The sequence below is a fragment of the Amycolatopsis sp. NPDC051903 genome (assembly GCF_044452505.1).
In the GTDB taxonomy this organism is placed as follows: Bacteria; Actinomycetota; Actinomycetes; order Mycobacteriales; family Pseudonocardiaceae; genus Amycolatopsis.
Window position 1 is genome coordinate 1 of the sequence record NZ_JBITBT010000023.1, and the last position, 17167, is coordinate 17167.

The following is a 17167-nucleotide window of genomic DNA, read 5'->3' on the forward strand; positions in this document are numbered from 1 at the left end:
CTTGCTCTCAAAGGAAACCCCGACGAGGGGGTTTCACTACATAAGCTCTACTGGCTTAGTTCACTAGCACACTGTTGAGTTCTCAAGCAACACACCGCAACCCAGCCCACCCAGCAGGCAAACCAGATCACCGCGTTGTTTCAAGCTGTTGGTCGAGCATGCCGAGACCTACAAGGTTAGTCGTAGGGATTCGGCGGCCGCTCGTGGGCCGACGCTGAACATTACCTGGTCCGTTTCGCGGTGTCAACCCGCTCGGCCCTGGCGCCCTGGTCCCTTGGGGCTTTCGGCCCCGCCGGCCCGGTGTTCCTGGCGACGAAGAGAAGATTACATGCCCCGCAACGGCCCGAAAACAGGGGGGTCAATTAACGACATCTCCGCAGGTCAGGGGCCACATTGGGAGCTCCGGACCCGGTGTCGGCGCCGAGGACCGAGGAAGACCGCGGCGGAGGGCCCGGCCCGAGGACGGATCCGGAGGCCCCTCTAACGCGGGACGACGGATTCGGCGGCGCCCGGGCGCCGCCGGCGCGGAAGTAGCCGCGAGTGCACGGCCGGTCGGCGGACCGGGTGAGCGGCGGTTCGAGCGCCTGGCACGGTCACGCGCGGCCGGCCGGAAGCCAGTCGCCACCCGCTGAAGGGCGGAGACGAAGAAGTCCCGGCGCCGAACACCGGCACCGGGACCACCCGAAGCAAAACAGCAGGTCAGAAGCAAGAACCGTCAGAGGACCGGCAGGAGGGTACGCAGCTCGTACGGCGTCACCGCACTGCGGTAGTTGTCCCACTCCCGGTGCTTGTTGCGGAGGAAGAAGTCGTACACGTGCTCGCCGAGCGCGTCGGGCAGGAGCTCGGAGCGTTCCATCTCCGCGAGGGCCTCGCCGAGGTTCTGGGGCAGCTGGGCGTAGCCCGCTGCCCGGCGCTCGGACTCCGAGAGCTGCCAGATGTTGTCTTCAGCGGGCGGCGGGAGCTCATAACCCTTTTCGATGCCCTTGAGGCCCGCGGCGAGGATCACGGAGTACGCCAGGTACGGGTTGCACGCGGAGTCCAGGGTGCGGATCTCCACGCGCCGCGAGGACGCCTTGCCCGGCGAGTACATGGGCACGCGCACCAGAGCCGACCGGTTGGCCCGGCCCCACGAGACCGTCGTCGGGGCTTCGCTGCCGCTGATCAGCCGCTTGTAGGAGTTCACCCACTGGTTGGTGACGGCGGAGATCTCCTTGGCGTGGTGCAGCAGGCCGGCGACGAAGGCCTTGCCCGTCGCGGAGAGCTCGTACGGGTCCTCCGCGTCGTAGAACGCGTTGCGGTCGCCCTCGAAGAGGCTCACGTGGGTGTGCATGCCCGAGCCCGGCTGGTCCGTGAAGGGCTTCGGCATGAAGGTCGCGCGGACGCCCTGCGTCAGGGCGACCTCCTTGACGACGTAGCGGAAGGTCATCACGTTGTCGGCCATCGTCAGGGCGTCGGCGTAGCGCAGGTCGATCTCCTGCTGGCCCGGGGCGCCCTCGTGGTGGCTGAACTCGACGGAGATCCCCATCGCCTCGAGCGTCTCGATGGCGTGGCGGCGGAAGTGGGTCGCCGTGGCGTGGCTGGCCTGGTCGAAGTAGCCGCCGTTGTCGGCCGGTTCGGGCTCGCTGCCGTCGTCGGGCAGCGTGGCCAGGAGGAAGAACTCGATCTCCGGGTGCACGTAGCACGTGAAGCCCGCTTCACCGGCCTTCGACAGCTGGCGGCGCAGCACGTGGCGCGGATCGGCCCAGGACGGTGAGCCGTCGGGCATCGCGATGTCGCAGAACATGCGCGCGGAGTACGGGCCGCCTTCCGGGGTCTCCCACGGCAGTACCTGGAACGTCGACGGGTCGGGTTTGGCGACCATGTCCGACTCGTACACGCGGGCGAAGCCCTCGATGGCCGAGCCGTCGAACCCGATCCCCTCGCTGAACGCCCCCTCCAGCTCGGCGGGCGCGACCGCGACCGACTTGAGGAACCCCAGCACATCGGTGAACCACAGACGGACGAAACGGATGTCGCGCTCTTCCAACGTGCGGAGCACGAATTCCTGCTGCCGATCCATGGCCGCACCCTAACGAGAGCGTGTTAACGGCGTGTTTCACGACGCGCCGGAACTGTCCACAATGCGCAAACTCACCTCACGCCACGAAAGTGAGCTCACGTCCCCCGGATCGGGTGATCGACACCGACGCGATCGCGGCGATCACCGCGAGGCCTGCGGCGACGTACCAGGCCAGCGCGTAGTCACCCAGCTGATCGCGCACGGCGCCCGCCGCCGAGGCCGCGAACGCGGCGCCGAGCTGGTGGAACGCGAAGACCCAGCCGAACACGATCGGGCCCGCTTCGCCGAAGGACCGGATGCAGAGCGCGACCGTCGGCGGGACCGTGGCGACCCAGTCGAGCCCGTAGAAGAGGATGAACGCCCACATGCTCGGCTGCACCGAATCGGTGAACAGCTGCGGCAGCAGCGCGAGCGAGAGGCCCCGCAGCGCGTAGTAGACGCCGAGCAGGATGCGCGGGTCGACGCGGTCGGTGAGCCAGCCCGACACGATGGTCCCCACCACGTCGAAGACGCCGACCAGGGCGAGCAGGTTCGCCGCGGTGGTCTGCGGCATGCCGTGATCGTGCGCGGCCGGCACGAAGTGCGTGCCGACCAGGCCGTTGGTCGTGGCGCCGCAGATCGCGAAGCCGATCGCCAGCAACCAGAACGACCGCGACCGCATGGCCTGGAACAGCACCGTCAGCGCCCGCCGCGCCGACCCGCCGCGCGCCGCCGGCTTCACGACCTCCGTGCCTTCCGGCGCGCCGTACGCGACGGTGCCGAGGTCAGCCGGGTGATCGCGCACCACCAGCAGCACGACGGGGATCACGGCGAGCGCCGCGATCGCGATGACCAGCGACGCCGTGCGCCACCCGTTGCCCACGGCCAGCGCAGCGACGATCGGCAGGAACACCAGCTGGCCCGTCGACCCCGCCGCGGTCAGCACCCCCGTCACGGCGCCACGGTGGCGGACGAACCAGCGCGTGGTGACGGTCGCGGCGAAGCTCATCGCCATCGAGCCCGTGCCCGCGCCGACGAGCACGCCCCAGCACAGGATCAGCTCCCAGCTCGTGCTCATGAACACCGTGCCGCCCGCGCCGAGCGCGACGACGAACAGCGCCGTCGCGGACACGCGGCGGATGCCGAAGCGCTCCATCAGCGCGGCCGCGAACGGCGCGAACAGCCCGTAGAGCACGAGGTTCACCGACACCGCCGAGCCGATGGTCGCGCGTGACCAGCCGAACTCCTCGTGCAACGGGTCGATCAGCACGCTCGGCGCGGCGCGGAAGCCGGCGGCGGCCAGCAGGGCGATGAACGCGGCGGCGGCCACGTACCAAGCTCGGTGGACGCGGGGTGCGGTGCGGGTCTGGACGGTCACGAGCAGACAGTCTGCGGGGTCCCCGCACGCCCCGAAAGTGGCCTGAAGGACAGCATCCGAAAGGATCGGGCCACGGGTACGCTCACCGCCATGCGCTGCCGACGCTTCCTGCCGGTGCTGCTGCTGCTCGGGCTCGTCGGCGGGTGCACAGCGCCCTCGCTGCCCTCGGCCGACGACCTGCTGGGCGCGGCCGAGACGAACTTCGCCGGCGTCCGCGGCGCCCACTTCTCCGTGGTCGTGAACGGCGTGCTGCCCGGCCTGCCCCTGAGCTCGGCCGAAGGCGACGCGACGCTCGACGACGGCGGCCGCGCGGCGGGCAACGCCGAGCTGGCCGGGCCCACGAGCGACCGCAAGTTCTCCTTCACCGTCGACGGCACGCACGCGACCACGCACGACACCACGGGCAAGTCCTGGTCGGGCCCGGCGACGTTCACCGTGTCGCGCTTCCTCGGGCCGGACGGCGGGCTCGCGAAGCTGCTGAGCTCGCTGCAGCACCCGCAGACGGAGACGCAGGAGCCCGTGCACGGCGTCGACATGTACCGCGTCGGCGCGACCGTGCCCGCGGAGGTGGCGACGGGACTGGTGCCAAAGATTCACTCGGACGTGAACGTGAAGGTGTGGGTCACCACCGCCGAGCCGCGGCGGTTCGCGCGGCTCTGGCTCCAGGTGCCGCCGCCGACGGAGAAGGACAGCCCGGTGATGTACGAGCTCGAGCTCTCGAAGGAGAACCAGCCCGTGCCCGCTCCCCTGACGTAGCTAGCTACCCGCGCACCGGGTCCCGTCGGGCGGCGTCGTGCCATCGACGAGGTACGCGATCCCCGCCTTGTCCACGCAGGAGTTGCCCTGCAGGAACACGGTGTGCTGCGTGCCCTCGAAGGTCAGCAGCGAGCCCTTCAGCGCCTTCGCCAGGTTCACGCCCGCCTGGTACGGCGTGGCCGGGTCGTTCGTCGTGGAGATGGTCAGCGTCTTCGGCGGCCCTTCGACGTTCGGCTCGTGCGGCTGCGACGTGTTGGGCACCGGCCAGAACGCGCACGCGTCCTTGGCCGCGCTCGCGGGCCGTCCGTCATCGAGGAACGGCGCGACCTGCACGTACTTCTCCTGCGCGGCGAGGATCTCCTTCGGGTCCTTCACAGGCGGGTCGTCGACGCAGCGGATGGCGGTGAAAGCGTCCTGCGTGGTGCCGTAGCGCCCGTCCGGGCCGCGCTCGTTGTAGATGTCGGCGAGCTTCTCGAGCGTCGCGCCGCGCTGCTGGCGCAGCTCGTTGAGGCCGGTGTTCAGGTACTGCCACAGGTTCTGCTGGTAGAGCGCCTGGATCGCGCCGGTCGTGGCGTCCTCGTAGGAGAGCTTGCGGCCGTCGCCCACCGGCACCGGGAAGTCGATCAGCGGCCGGGTCAGGTCCTGGAACTGCTTGGTCGCGGCGGCCGGGTCGGTGCCGAGCGCGCAGTCCTGCTGAGCGGCACACCACTTCGCGAACTGCGTGAACGCGCCGCCGAAGCCCTGGCCCTGCGCGACGAGCGAGTCCTCGGCGTCCTGGTCCGGGTCGACGGCGCCGTCGAGCACGAGCGCGCGGACGTTGCGCGGGAACTCCTCGGCGTAGGTCGAGCCGAGGCGGGTGCCGTAGGAGTAGCCGAGGTAGGTCAGCTTCTCGTCGCCGAGCACCGAGCGCAGCACGTCCATGTCCTTCGCGACGTCGCGAGTGCCGAGGTTTTCGAGCATCTCGTCGCCGTACTTGGTGCGCTGGGCGCACTTGGCGGCGAAGTCCTTCTCCTGCCCCTCCTGCTTGGCCACGCCCTGGGGCGAGCCGTCGGTCTCGCTGTCGTCGGCGCGGTCGGCGTCGCGTTCGGGGTCGGTGAGGCAGCGGATCTGCGGTTGGCTCGAGCCGATGCCGCGCGGGTCGAAGCCGACGAGGTCGAACCGCTTGCCGAGGTCGTTGTTCTTGACCTGGTCGATGAGCCCGGCCGCGGCGACCGTGCCGGAGGCGCCCGGACCGCCCGGGTTCACGACCAGTGAGCCGATGCGGTCGTCCGGTTCACTCGCTTTGTGCCGCAGCACGCCGAGGGTGATGGTCTGTCCGTCCGGTTTGCCGTAGTCCAGCGGCACAGTCAGCCGCGCGCACTGGATGTCGGACCGACGAAAGGCGGACTGCGCGTCGTCCGAGGTCGCGTAGGGTGCACAGTCTGACCAGGTCATGCTCTGCCCGTAGAACCGCGCCAGCCCCGCCGGCACCGGCCCGACGGGCGGGTGCGATTCCGTTGTCGGCGAGGGCGCGACCTGACCGTTGTTCGACGTGCACGCGGCTAGCGTGCCGCCGAGCAGCACGGCCGCCGCGAGAGCGGCGATCCGGTGGGCGCGAGAGCTGGCGCTGGCGAAGGGAGGCACGGTTTGATCGTGCCATCCGGCGGCGGAACTCCGACGCACCACCGGTGCGTTGAGCCCAGCGAGGTGGCGGTCGGAGACACGCAAGACAGGACAGGAGACCAGGGGTGGCACTGATCAGCCGGGTGGGCAAGCGGCTCCGCCGGATCATCCAGCGGCCGGGCAGCGTGGAGCTGACCCGCTACGAAGCGCTGCTGCCCGCGGTCGGGAAGCTCGAACCCGACCTCGAGAAGCTGTCCGACGCCGAGCTCACCGAGCGCGCCGGGAAGCTGCGCGAGAGTCTCGACGGCGCGCAGGCGTTCAGCGACGACCAGCTGGTGGAAGTCGGGGCCCTCGGCCGCGAGGCTGCGCGGCGCGCGCTGGGCGAGCGCGCGTTCGACGTCCAGGTGCTCGGCACGATGGGTCTGCTCACCGGCCACGTCGTCCAGATGGAGACCGGTGAGGGCAAGACGCTCGCCGGTGCGCTCGCGGCCGCGGGGTACGCGCTGCGCGGCAAGCGCGTGCACGTCGTCACCGTCAACGACTACCTGGCCAGCCGCGACGCGGAGTGGATGAAGCCGGTCTACGACCTGCTCGGCGTGTCCGTCGGCTGGGTCGAGCCCGCGCACTCGCGTGAGGAGCGCAAGGAGGCCTACGGCCAGGAGGTCACCTACGGCGCCGTCGCCGAGATCGGCTTCGACGTGCTGCGCGACCGGCTCGTGACGCAGGTAGACGACCTGGTGCAGCCCGCGCCCGAGGTGGCGATCGTCGACGAGGCCGACTCCGTGCTGGTCGACGAGGCCCGCGTGCCGCTCGTGATGGCCGGTTCGATCGACCACAACGACGCCGACGAAGAGGTCGCCACAGTCGTGCGGCGGCTGCGGCTGGGCCTGCACTACGAGACCGACACCGACGGCCGCAACGCGTGGCTGACGTCCGCCGGCGCGTCCGTGGTCGAGAAGTCGCTCGGCGGCATCGACCTCTACGACGATTCGGGCTCCGACCGGCTGGCCGCCGTGAACGTCGCCCTCCACGCCCACGCGCTGCTCACCCGCGACGTCGACTACCTCGTGCGCGACGGCAAGGTCCAGCTCATCAACGCCGCCCGCGGCCGCGTCGCCGAGCTGCAGCGCTGGCCGGACGGCCTGCAGGCCGCCGTCGAGGCGAAGGAGCAGGTGGCGGCCACCGACCGCGGCGAGATCCTCGACTCCATCACGGTGCAGGCGCTGCTCGCGCGCTACCCGTCCGTGGCCGGCATGACCGGTACGGCCGTGGCCGTGGCCGAGCAGCTGCGCGAGTTCTACCGCCTCGAGGTCGCGGTGATCCCGCCGAACACCCCCAACGTCCGCGAGGACCAGCCGGACCAGATCTTCGGGTCGCCGTCGCAGAAGCTGCGCGCGATCGAGGAGGAGATCCGCAAGGTGCACGAAACCGGGCGGCCGATCCTCGTCGGCACGCAGGACGTGGCCGAGTCCGAAGAGCTCGCCGACAAGCTCGCGAAGGCCGACCTGCCGTGCGTGGTGCTCAACGCGCGCAATGACGCCGAAGAAGCCGCGATCATCGCCGAAGCCGGCAAGAAGTCCGCGGTCACCGTGTCCACGCAGATGGCCGGTCGCGGTACCGACATCCGCCTGGGCGGCACGGACGGCGCCGGCCGCGAGGAGGTCGCCGAGCTGGGTGGCCTGCACGTGATCGGCACCGCGCGCTACCCGTCGAGCCGGCTCGACGGCCAGCTGCGCGGCCGGTCCGGCCGCCAGGGCGACCCGGGCAGCGCGATCTTCTTCGCGAGCCTCAACGACGACCTGGTCCTCTCCAACGCCCCCGACATCCCCGAGGGCATCGACGCCGATCCGGAGACCGGTGAGATCACCGACCCGGCCGCGGTGCGGCAGATCAACCACGCCCAGCGCGTCGCCGAGGGCGTCGACCTGGAGATCCACCGCAACACCTGGCGCTACACGCGGCTGATCGAGCGGCAGCGCACTGAGCTGCTGGAGCACCGCGACAAGGTGCTGCACACGGCGTTCGCGGCCGAGGAGCTCGAGAAGGCGCAGCCGGAGAAGTTCGCCGAGCTGAAGGAGAAGCTGGCCGACACCGAGCGGCTGGAGCAGCTCAGCCGCGAGGTGCTGCTGTTCCACCTCGACCAGCTCTGGTCCGACCACCTGGCGTACCTGACCGACGTGCGCGAGAGCATCCACCTGCGCGCGCTGGCCCGCGAGACGCCGCTGGACGAGTTCCACCGCGCGGCGATCCCGGAGTTCCACAAGATCATCCCCGAGTCGGCTTCGCGCGCGGCCAAGACGCTCGAGGAAGCCGAAATCACCGACAACGGCCTCGACCTCGCTGACGCCGGTGTGCGCCGCGCCAACACGACGTGGACGTACCTGGTGCACGACAACCCGTTCGACTCGGACTTCGAGCAGACGGTGAAGAAGGTCCGCAGCATGATGCGGATGAAGCGGTCCTGACGGCGTTCCCGGAGCCCGGTCACCCCCGACGCGGTGGCCGGGCTTCGTTTTGCCCACATTTCACTCGGCGGGGCGGCGCGGCTGGGTCAGAATGACCGCATGCCGCAACTGCGCATCGCCTTGGCCCAGGTCAACACCACCGTCGGCGACCTCGACGGCAACACCGCGCTGACGGTCGAGTGGACCCGCCGCGCCGCGGAAGCCGGTGCCCACGTGGCCGTGTTCCCCGAGATGTCCCAGACCGGCTACCCGGTGGAGGACCTGGCGCTGCGCGCGACCTTCGCGCACGCGTCGCGCGATTCCCTCGACGAGCTCGCGCGCCGGCTCGACGACGCGGGCTGCGGCGAAGTGCTCACCTACGTCGGTTACCTCGACCACGACGAAGCCGGCCCGCGCGACGCCGCCGCCGCGCTGTACCGCGGGCAGGTCGTGGCGAAGCAGTACAAGCACCACCTGCCCAACTACGGCGTGTTCGACGAGCACCGCTACTTCAAACCCGGCACGGAGCTGGAGGTCTTGCGGCTGCACGGCGTCGACATCGGCATGGTGATCTGCGAGGACATCTGGCAGGAAGGCGGGCCGATCGCCGCGCTCGGCAGGGCGGGCGTCGACCTGGTGGTGGCGCCGAACGCGTCGCCCTACGAACGGTCGAAGGACGAGCAGCGGCTGCCGCTCGTCGCGCGCCGCGCGGCCGAAGCCGGCGCACCGCTGGTGTACACGAACCAGGTCGGCGGGCAGGACGACCTCGTGTTCGACGGCGATTCTCTCGTGGTGGCCGCCGACGGGACGCTGCTCGCGCGGGCGCCGCAGTTCGCGGAGCACCTGCTGGTGCTCGACCTGGACCTCACCGCGGGTGGCCACGCCGCCGACGGCGAGCTCGCGGGGCTGCACGTCCACCGCCGGGTGCTGAGCGAGGACCCGCTGCCCGCGTACCCGGCGCTGACGGACCCCGTGGTCAGCGAACCGCTGTCCGACGAAGCCGAGGTGTGGTCGGCGCTGGTCGTGGGCTTGCGCGACTACGTGCACAAGAACGGCTTCACGTCGGTGACCTTCGGGTTCTCCGGTGGCATCGACTCCGCCGTGTGCGCGGCGCTCGCGGCCGACGCGCTCGGCGGCGACAACGTGTACGGCGTGTCGATGCCGTCGAAGTACTCGTCTTCGCATTCACGCGACGACGCCGCGGATCTCGCGCGACGGATCGGCGCGCACTTCCGCGTGGAGCCGGTGGCGGACATGGTCGCGACGTACGTGGACCAGCTCTCGTTGACGGGCCTGGCGGAGGAGAACATCCAGGCGCGCACGCGCGGGATGCTGCTCATGGCACTGTCCAACCAGGACGGTCACCTCGTGCTCGCCACCGGCAACAAGACCGAGCTGGCCGTGGGCTACTCCACGATCTACGGCGACGCGGTGGGCGGGTTCGCGCCGATCAAGGACGTGTTCAAAACGCACGTGTGGCAGCTCGCGCGGTGGCGCAACGAGGAGGCCGCCAAGCGGGGCGAGACACCGCCGATCCCGGAGAACTCGATCACCAAACCGCCGTCGGCGGAGCTGCGGCCGGACCAGCTGGACACCGACTCGCTGCCCGACTACGCGCTCCTGGACGACATCCTCGACGACTACGTGGAGGGCGACCGCGGCTACGCGGACCTCGTCGCCGCCGGGTTCGAACCGGCGACCATCGACCGCGTCGTGCGCATGGTCGACCGGGCCGAGTACAAACGCCGGCAGTACCCGCCGGGCACGAAGATCACGTTCAAGGCGTTCGGTCGCGATCGGCGGCTGCCGATCACGAATGCTTGGCGGGAGCGGAAGGCCTGAGGCTGGGGCCTGGCGACTCGGCTGAGGGGTCGGCCGGGGTTAGAAGAGCGTCGGTTCGTCGGGGAGGGCGCCTTCGATGACGAGCATGCGGCGTTTCGTCTCGACGCCGCCGGGGGCGGAGAAGCCGCCGTGTTTGCCGCCGGCGGCGAGGACGCGGTGGCAGGGAACGATGATGGGGAACGGGTTGTTGCCCATTGCCTGGCCGACGGCTTGGGCGGCGCCTGGCATGCCCAGGGCGTGGGCGATGTCGCCGTAGGTCATGGTCTTGCCCGGGGGGATCCGCCGGGCGATTTCGTAGGCGCGGCGGTTGAATTCGGGTAACGGGTCGAGGTCCAGGGGTAGGTCGGAGAGATCGGGGTGGCCGCCGGCGAGCAGGTCGGTGATCTTTTCGACGGCGGTGCGGATTTCGGGTGGTGGTGGGGTTCCGGTGGCGTCGGTGGCGTCCGGGTAGCGGTGGGCCAGCCATGAGCGCGTGCTCGCCGGGGAGCTGCCGGGGAGGGCGGTGCCGATGATGGTGGAGTCGCGCCAGGCCAGGCCGCACGCGCCGATGGCGGTGGGGAAGACGGCGAATTCAACTGGCATGTGGTCAGGGTAGGAGGTGGGGGTGACAGAAATGGGTGTTGTGGGTGCGGTTGGGTTGTGGTGGGGATGCGGGCCCTCGCGGGGCGTGTTGCGTGGCGTTGTGGTGGGGATGCGGTCCTGCGCGGGGGCGTGTTGCGGTGCGTAGGCACCCCGAAGCTCGAGTGTGACTACGGCCGCTGACCCCGTGTCAAGGCGGGAAAGCGTGCCTTGACACGGGGTCGGCGGCCGTGTGGAAGCTTCGGATCGAGGTGCCGGGCAGGGGCTGGATGCATCCTCAGTTGGTTAGTTTGGCGGCGGATTCGTACGCGTGGTGCGACGCCGTTCGAGGTGCACGGCAGAGGCTGGGCGCATCCTTGGTTGGTTGGTTCAGCGGCGGTTTCGTATGCGTGGTGCGTCGCCTTGGGTGAGCTGTGCCCTGGGGTGTGGGGCGGTGCTAGCGAGCGCGGGTGAGGGGCGGCAGTGGCATCACGACGACGTAGGTGATGCCGACGACCAGTAGTACCGCGCGCACCACGAGTTGTGCGCGGCTGAACACGCCTGCCAGGTGGCCGGGGCCGAGCAGCGATGCGGCGAGGACCAGAGCCCACGTGAGCAGCACCAGGGCGAACCCCGTGACGGCCCAGTCGCGCCAGGTTGGGGGCCACCAGAGGACGAGGCTGAGGGAGCCGGCCGCGAAGGTGAGGTTCGTGAGCAGGGGGACGGCTGTGGTGCCTGGTACGAGGGCGTCCGCTACCAGGGTGGTGCCGAAGGAGGAGACGGAGCCGGCGGTGAGGCGGCCGGTCCAGTGGACGGGTGCGAGGCGCGTCAGGGGTGGACCGGCGAGGAGGAACGCGAGGCCCGAGGTGCCGGTGGTGATGCGGAAGAGCGGCGACGCACTCAGCAGGTCCTCGGCGGGCTGCTGGGTCGGCGAGACGCCGGTGGGCACGAAGAACTCGAGCAACCAGGCGGAGTACACCACCACTCCGAGCCCGACGAGAACGACCGCAGCGAGTCGCGCAGTGCGCACGCGGATACCCTAAGCGAAGGGTTGCGACATTGCTCGCCCTGGTGTCACAGGCGTGATCTTCCCCGCACGCCAAGGGGAACGCGGGTGGGGTCAGGCGTGCGGGCGCACGAACGGGAACAGCACCGTCTGCCGGATCGAGGCGCCGCTGAGCATCATCAGGAGGCGGTCGATGCCGAGGCCGAGGCCGCCCGTCGGGGGCATCCCGTGCTCGAGCGCGAGCAGGAAGTCTTCGTCGAGTTCCATGGCTTCGACGTCGCCGCTCGCGGCGCGCAGGGATTGGGCTTCGAGGCGCCGGCGTTGTTCGATCGGGTCGGTGAGCTCGGTGTACGCGGTGCCGACCTCCGAGCCGAACGCGATGAGGTCCCAGCGTTCGGCCAGCCGCGGATCGCCGCGGTGCTGGCGGGTCAACGGCGAAACGTCCGTCGGGTAGTCGGTGTAGAAGGTGGGCAGCACGGTCGTGCCCTCGACCAGGTGCTCGTGCGCCTTCAGCACGAGGTCGCCGTGCCCGGCGTCCTCCCCCACCGGCACGCCGGCCGCGCGGCACAGCCGCCGCAGCGCCGCCACCGAGGTGCCGGAGTCGATCTCCTCCCCCAGCGCTTCGGAAACGGCTTCGTGCACGGGGATCACGGGCCAGTCGCCGGAGATGTCGAACTCGGTGACGTGGCCGTCGGCGTCGTGGCGGCGCACCACCTGGTCGCCGAACGCCGCCTCGGCCGCGTGCTGCACGAGCTCGCGGGTGAGGTCGCGCATCGAGTTGTAGTCGGCGTACGCCTGGTAGGCCTCGAGCATCGTGAACTCGGGGTTGTGCGTGGCGTCCACACCCTCGTTGCGGAAGTTCCGGTTGAGCTCGAACACGCGCTCCACGCCGGCGACGCACAGCCGCTTGAGGTAGAGCTCCGGCGCGATGCGCAGGTACATCCGCATGTCGTAGGCGTTGATGTGCGTGACGAACGGCCGCGCGTTCGCTCCACCGTGGACGGTCTGCAGCATCGGCGTCTCGACCTCGAGGTAGTCACCCCGGTGCAGGCGTTCGCGCACCGCGCGCACCACCGTGGACCGCAGCCGCAGCAGCTGCGCCGACTCCGGGTTCACGGCCAGGTCGAGGTAGCGCTGCCGCACGCGCGTCTCCGGGTCCGTGAGGCCCTTCCGCTTGTCCGGCAACGGGTGCAGGCACTTCGCGGTGACGGTCCACTCGTTCACGAGCACCGACAGCTCGCCGCGCCGCGACGTCACGACCTCGCCGCTCACGCCCACGTGGTCACCGAGGTCGACACCCGTGCGCCAGCCGGCGAGCTCGAGCACGGCGGCGTCGAGCATCAGCTGCACCTCGCCCGAAAAGTCCTTGATGCGCGCGAAGCACAGCCCACCGAGCGTCCGCATCGCGAGCACCCGCCCGGCCACGCGCACGCGGTGCCCGGTGTGCGTGTCCGGTGCCAGGTCGGCGAACTTGCGCACGACGTCGCCGAGGAGGTCTTCGCGGCTGAACCCCACGGGGTACGGGTCGATGCCGAGTTCGCGCAGCCGGTCGAGCTTCGCGACGCGCACCCGCACCTGCTCCGGGCGGCGCGCCGGTTTCGGCGTGACTTGCGCGGCTTCCTCGTCGATGCACCGGACCTCGGCCACGAACTCGTCGGTCACCGTCTCGTGCCGCAGCACGCGCGCGCGGCCGATGGGCACGAACCCCTCCAGCGCCCCCGCGACGATGCTGACGCGCGGCAGCCGGCGCGCCGAGGAGTAGCAGAAGAACCGCGGTTCCCAGTCCGGGCCGTACTTCGCGTTGGACCGGTACAGCGATTCGAGCTGGAAGAAGCGCGACGCCAGCCCGAGCACCGAGCGCCACAGCCGCAGCACCGGGCCCGCGCCGATCCGCTCGCCTTCGGAGAACACCGCGCGGAACATGGCGAAGTTGAGCGAGATCCGTTGCGCACCCAGGTGCGGCGACGCGGCGACGACCTCGGCGACCATGAACTCGTTGAGCCCGTTCTCGGCGTCGCGGTCGCGGCGCATCAGGTCGAGCGAGAGCCCCCGCCGGCCCCACGGGACGAACGACAGCAGGCCGCGCAGCTCACCCGCGGTGTCGTAGGCCTCCACCATCACGTTGCGCGCGTCGCTCGGGTCGCCGAGCCGGCCGAGCGCCATCGAGAACCCGCGTTCGCTCTCCGCGCCGCGCCACTGCTGCGCGCGCGTGAGCAGCCGGTGCATCTCCTCGTCCGGGATCTCGCCGTGCCGGCGCACGCGCGCGGTGTAGCCCGCGCGCTCGATGCGCTTCACGGCCTGGCGCACGGACTTGCGCTCAGGGCCGGAGAGGGAGAACTCGCGAACGTCCAGCACCGCCTCGTCGCCGATCTCCAGCGCGCGCAGCCCCGCCGCCGCGTACACCTTCGCGCCGCGTTCACTCGCGCCGAGCACCCCGGGAATCCAGCCGTACGAACGGGTTTCGTCGAGCCAGGCGCGCACGGCGTCGGGCCACGCGTCCCGGTCGCCGACGGGGTCGGCGCTGGCGACGCTGGTGCCGCCGAGCACGCGGTAGGTGACGGCGGCGCGGCCGTTGGGCGCGAAGACGACGCTCTTGTCGCGCCGGGTGGCGAAGTAGCCGAGGGAGTCGTCGTCGCCGAACTCCGCGAGCAGGCGGCGCAGGCGCAGTTCCTCGTCGTCGGTGCGCAGGCGGCGGCTGCGGACGCCGCGGAAGAGCGTGTACAGCGCGGCGGTGACGACGAACGTCGAGCCGAGGTCCAGCACGATGTCGATCCACGCCGGGCCCTCGCCGACGCCGATCCGGCGCAGCTGCAGGTTCTCACCGGTCGCGTGGTTGACCGCCCAGGCGAAGCGCTCCCACGCGTCGCCGAGCGTGCCGGGGAACGCCTCCGTGAGGCCCCAGCCGATCGCGACCACGGCCAGCAGACCACCGAAGAGCACCGCCAGCCCGTCGCGCCACGCGCCGGGCGCCAGGCGCGCCGGGAACGCCGGGCGCAGCGTGAGCAGCAGCCAGATCAGCAGCAGGGAGACCACGTCGGCGACGGTCAGCACGCCGAGCTGCATCGGGATGTGCCGGATCTGCTTCGGGCCGAGCGCGAGCAGATCCGGCGCCCACAGCAGCACGGCCTGCAGCACGAGCGTGATCGCCAGGCCACCGACCTGGAACAGCAGCAGCGTGTACAGCGCGGCCTTCTTGCGCCGCCGCAGCGCCGAACCCAGCACGACCAGCAGCAGCACGATGACGAGGCTCGCGTTGGTCGGCACGCTCAGTGCGGAGAACGCCATGTCGATGCCGTTGAGCACGTGCCCGTGCGGGCCGCCGGCGATCAGCTCGACCACGGAGAAGACCGCGGCGAGCTGCACCACCGTCGCGACGATGCCGCCCGCCTTGGCCCGCCAGGCTGGGATGCGCGTGCGCGCGCTCGCTGGGGTTCCCATCGGTGCCTTCCTCGCGAAACGGTCGATCGTCGCCTGCAGAGACGTCAGTGAACAGCGGTTGGTTGTCCCTGCGCATCACCCGGGAGGCTGGAGCCCGGGTCCTCCTGGAGGAGCACACCACGCCCGTGTGAAGCTCATCGCACGACCTTCAACGCGCCCGCGCGGCGTGTCAGGCTTTGACCTGTTCTGACTCCACGACCCGGGGACCTCACCGAGGCCTCGAGGGAAGGACGGTCGACGACGATGTCTGCCAACCCGAACGGATCCGACGAGGTAGCCGCCCCGTACGGAACCGGGCCCGCGCCGGCGCAACCCGCCCCCGCGCGCAAGGTGCGCATCCACCACCTGCGTGAGCTCAAGGAGCGCGGCGAGCCGTGGCCCATGCTCACCACCTACGACATGTACAGCGCCCAGCTCTTCGACGAAGCCGGCATCCCCGTGCTGCTCGTGGGCGACTCCGCGGCCAACAACGTGTTCGGTTACGAAACCTCGCTGCCGGTGACGGTCGACGAGCTGCTGCCGCTGGTCCGCGCCGTCACGCGCTCGGTGAAGCGGGCGCTGGTCGTGGCCGACCTGCCGTTCGGCTCGTACCAGCTCTCGCCCGAGCAGGCGCTGGCCACGTCCGTGCGGTTCATGAAGGAGGGCCGCGCGCACGCCGTGAAGCTCGAGGGCGGACGCCGGTTCGCCGCGCACGTCGAGGCGCTGACCTCGGCGGGCATCCCCGTGATGGGGCACATCGGCTTCACCCCGCAGAGCGAGCACAACCTCGGCGGCTACCGGGTGCAGGGGCGCGGCGAAGCGGCGGACGTGCTGCTCGCCGACGCGCTGGCGCTGCAGGAGGCCGGGGCGTTCTCCGTGGTCATGGAGATGGTGCCCGCCGAAGCCGCGAAGCGCGTGACGCACGAGCTGCAGATCCCGACCGTCGGCATCGGTGCCGGGCCGGACTGCGACGCGCAGGTGCTCGTGTGGCAGGACATGGCGGGCCTGCGCCGGGGCAAGGCGCCGCGGTTCGTGAAGCGCTACGCCGACCTCGCCGGGGTGCTGCAGGGCGCGGCTTCGGCGTTCGCCGAGGACGTGCGGCGGGGCGAGTTCCCGGCCGCCGAGCACGCGTTCCACTGACCCTCCTGCGATCCGGAGCTCACCGGCGGCGGAACCGTTCGGCGAGCTCCGGGTCGTTCTGCCACCAGAGGCCGCCCGCGGGTGCCTCACCGGATTCGATCTCCTCGTCGAGGCGCTCGTCGACCTGCTTGGCGCGCTTCTCGTCGTCGCGCACCCACCGGATGAACAGCGCGCCGACGAACGGCAGGCCCGCCACGTCGCCACCGATCCACAGGACACCGGCACCGATGATCTGATCGGTGCGCGGGTCCGGGCCCCAACCCGGGTGCGCCGTCGCGTAGTGCGCGGGTGCGAGCACCGGGCCGAGCCACAGCACGAGGCCGAGCGCGCCGTCGAACACGACCTCGGTGAAGGAGATCCACACCGAAACGAGGTGCGAACCACCGCGCGGCGTCGGGTCGAGGCCCACTCGGCTGTAGAAGTAGAGGAACCCGGCCGCGACGAGCAGCACCCGCACGAGTCCGCCGACCACCGCGTGGTCGAGGGAAAGGGCGTACAGCGGCGTGAGGTAGATGATCAGGAACGGCGCGATCAGCACGACCGTGACCGAGAGCGGAAACGTCAGGAACCGCGCGAACGGGCTGCGGCCGTGGTGGCGCAGCCAGCCGGCGAGCTTCGGCGGCGCGACCCGCATGAGCAGCGTGATCGGCGCGCCGAGGGCGAGCAGCAGCGGCGTGACCATGAGCAGCACGGTGTTCTGCGTGGCCCGCACCCAGAAGAGCGTGGTGTCGTAGGTGCCGAGGAACGAGCAGGTGACGACGACGATCGTCGCGAGACCGCAGAGGAACGCCGTGGTCCGGCCCGGCGACCAGCTCTCCTGCCGGCGGGCGGCGACGACGTAGGCGGCGCCCAGGGCGAGCACGAGCACGACGGCCGGGACGTCGAGCGTCCAGGCCGTGAAGATCGTCGTCCCGCTCAGCGGAGACAGATTCTGCACCGTTTCGATGACGCCAGTGTCCCCTTCCGGAAATCGTGCCGGAACACCG

11 protein-coding genes are annotated in these 17167 nt (G+C 70.7%); 4 read left to right on the forward strand and 7 right to left on the reverse strand.

Going from position 1 to position 17167, the window contains the following annotated elements; genetic code table 11:
- Window positions 1-715: 715 nt before the first annotated feature.
- Window positions 716-2059, reverse strand: a complete 1344-nt coding sequence (glnA, locus tag ACIA77_RS34325) for a type I glutamate--ammonia ligase (protein WP_395890210.1) — start codon at window positions 2057-2059, stop codon at window positions 716-718.
- A 76-nt stretch (window positions 2060-2135) separates the two neighbouring features.
- Window positions 2136-3416, reverse strand: coding sequence for an MFS transporter (locus ACIA77_RS34330; RefSeq protein WP_395890211.1), 1281 nt, complete (start codon window positions 3414-3416; stop codon window positions 2136-2138).
- A 90-nt stretch (window positions 3417-3506) separates the two neighbouring features.
- On the opposite strand from ACIA77_RS34330, the gene ACIA77_RS34335 reads away from it, so the two are divergent.
- Window positions 3507-4172, forward strand: a complete 666-nt coding sequence (locus ACIA77_RS34335; protein ID WP_395890212.1) for an LppX_LprAFG lipoprotein — start codon at window positions 3507-3509, stop codon at window positions 4170-4172.
- Here the strand turns inward: ACIA77_RS34335 and ACIA77_RS34340 are convergent, their stop codons facing one another.
- Window positions 4173-5735 (reverse strand): alpha/beta hydrolase, encoded by a 1563-nt coding sequence (locus ACIA77_RS34340; RefSeq protein WP_395890328.1) that lies wholly within the window; start codon window positions 5733-5735, stop codon window positions 4173-4175.
- A gap of 164 nt (window positions 5736-5899) precedes the next feature.
- Here ACIA77_RS34340 and secA2 point away from each other — a divergent pair, with 164 nt between their 5' ends.
- Together secA2 and ACIA77_RS34350 are read left to right on the forward strand one after the other, a co-directional pair.
- Entirely contained in the window at window positions 5900-8239 is a 2340-nt protein-coding gene (gene secA2, locus ACIA77_RS34345; protein WP_395890213.1) for an accessory Sec system translocase SecA2, read from the forward strand.
- 99 nt (window positions 8240-8338) lie between these two features.
- The gene (locus ACIA77_RS34350) at window positions 8339-10060 is read left to right on the forward strand and encodes an NAD+ synthase (RefSeq protein WP_395890214.1); all 1722 of its coding nucleotides are present in this window, start codon (window positions 8339-8341) and stop codon (window positions 10058-10060) included.
- Window positions 10061-10099: 39 nt separating this feature from the next.
- Here ACIA77_RS34350 and ACIA77_RS34355 read toward each other — a convergent pair whose 3' ends face one another.
- From ACIA77_RS34355 to lysX, 3 genes are all read right to left on the reverse strand, one after another.
- Complete coding sequence (locus ACIA77_RS34355; protein ID WP_395890215.1) at window positions 10100-10642, reverse strand: methylated-DNA--[protein]-cysteine S-methyltransferase; 543 nt, start codon at window positions 10640-10642, stop codon at window positions 10100-10102.
- Window positions 10643-11075: 433 nt separating this feature from the next.
- A complete protein-coding gene (locus ACIA77_RS34360) occupies window positions 11076-11648 on the reverse strand; it encodes a hypothetical protein (RefSeq protein WP_395890216.1) in 573 nt (190 codons plus the stop codon).
- Between the two features lie 90 nt (window positions 11649-11738).
- A complete protein-coding gene (gene lysX / locus ACIA77_RS34365; RefSeq protein WP_395890217.1) occupies window positions 11739-15062 on the reverse strand; it encodes a bifunctional lysylphosphatidylglycerol synthetase/lysine--tRNA ligase LysX in 3324 nt (1107 codons plus the stop codon).
- 243 nt (window positions 15063-15305) lie between these two features.
- Here lysX and panB point away from each other — a divergent pair, with 243 nt between their 5' ends.
- Window positions 15306-16181 carry a 3-methyl-2-oxobutanoate hydroxymethyltransferase gene (gene panB, locus ACIA77_RS34370; protein WP_395890218.1) on the forward strand — a complete coding sequence of 292 codons (876 nt, stop codon included), beginning with the start codon at window positions 15306-15308 and terminating at the stop codon, window positions 16179-16181.
- A 19-nt stretch (window positions 16182-16200) separates the two neighbouring features.
- On the opposite strand, the gene ACIA77_RS34375 is transcribed toward panB, so the two are convergent.
- Complete coding sequence (locus ACIA77_RS34375) at window positions 16201-17118, reverse strand: cytochrome c oxidase assembly protein (protein ID WP_395890219.1); 918 nt, start codon at window positions 17116-17118, stop codon at window positions 16201-16203.
- Window positions 17119-17167: the final 49 nt, after the last annotated feature.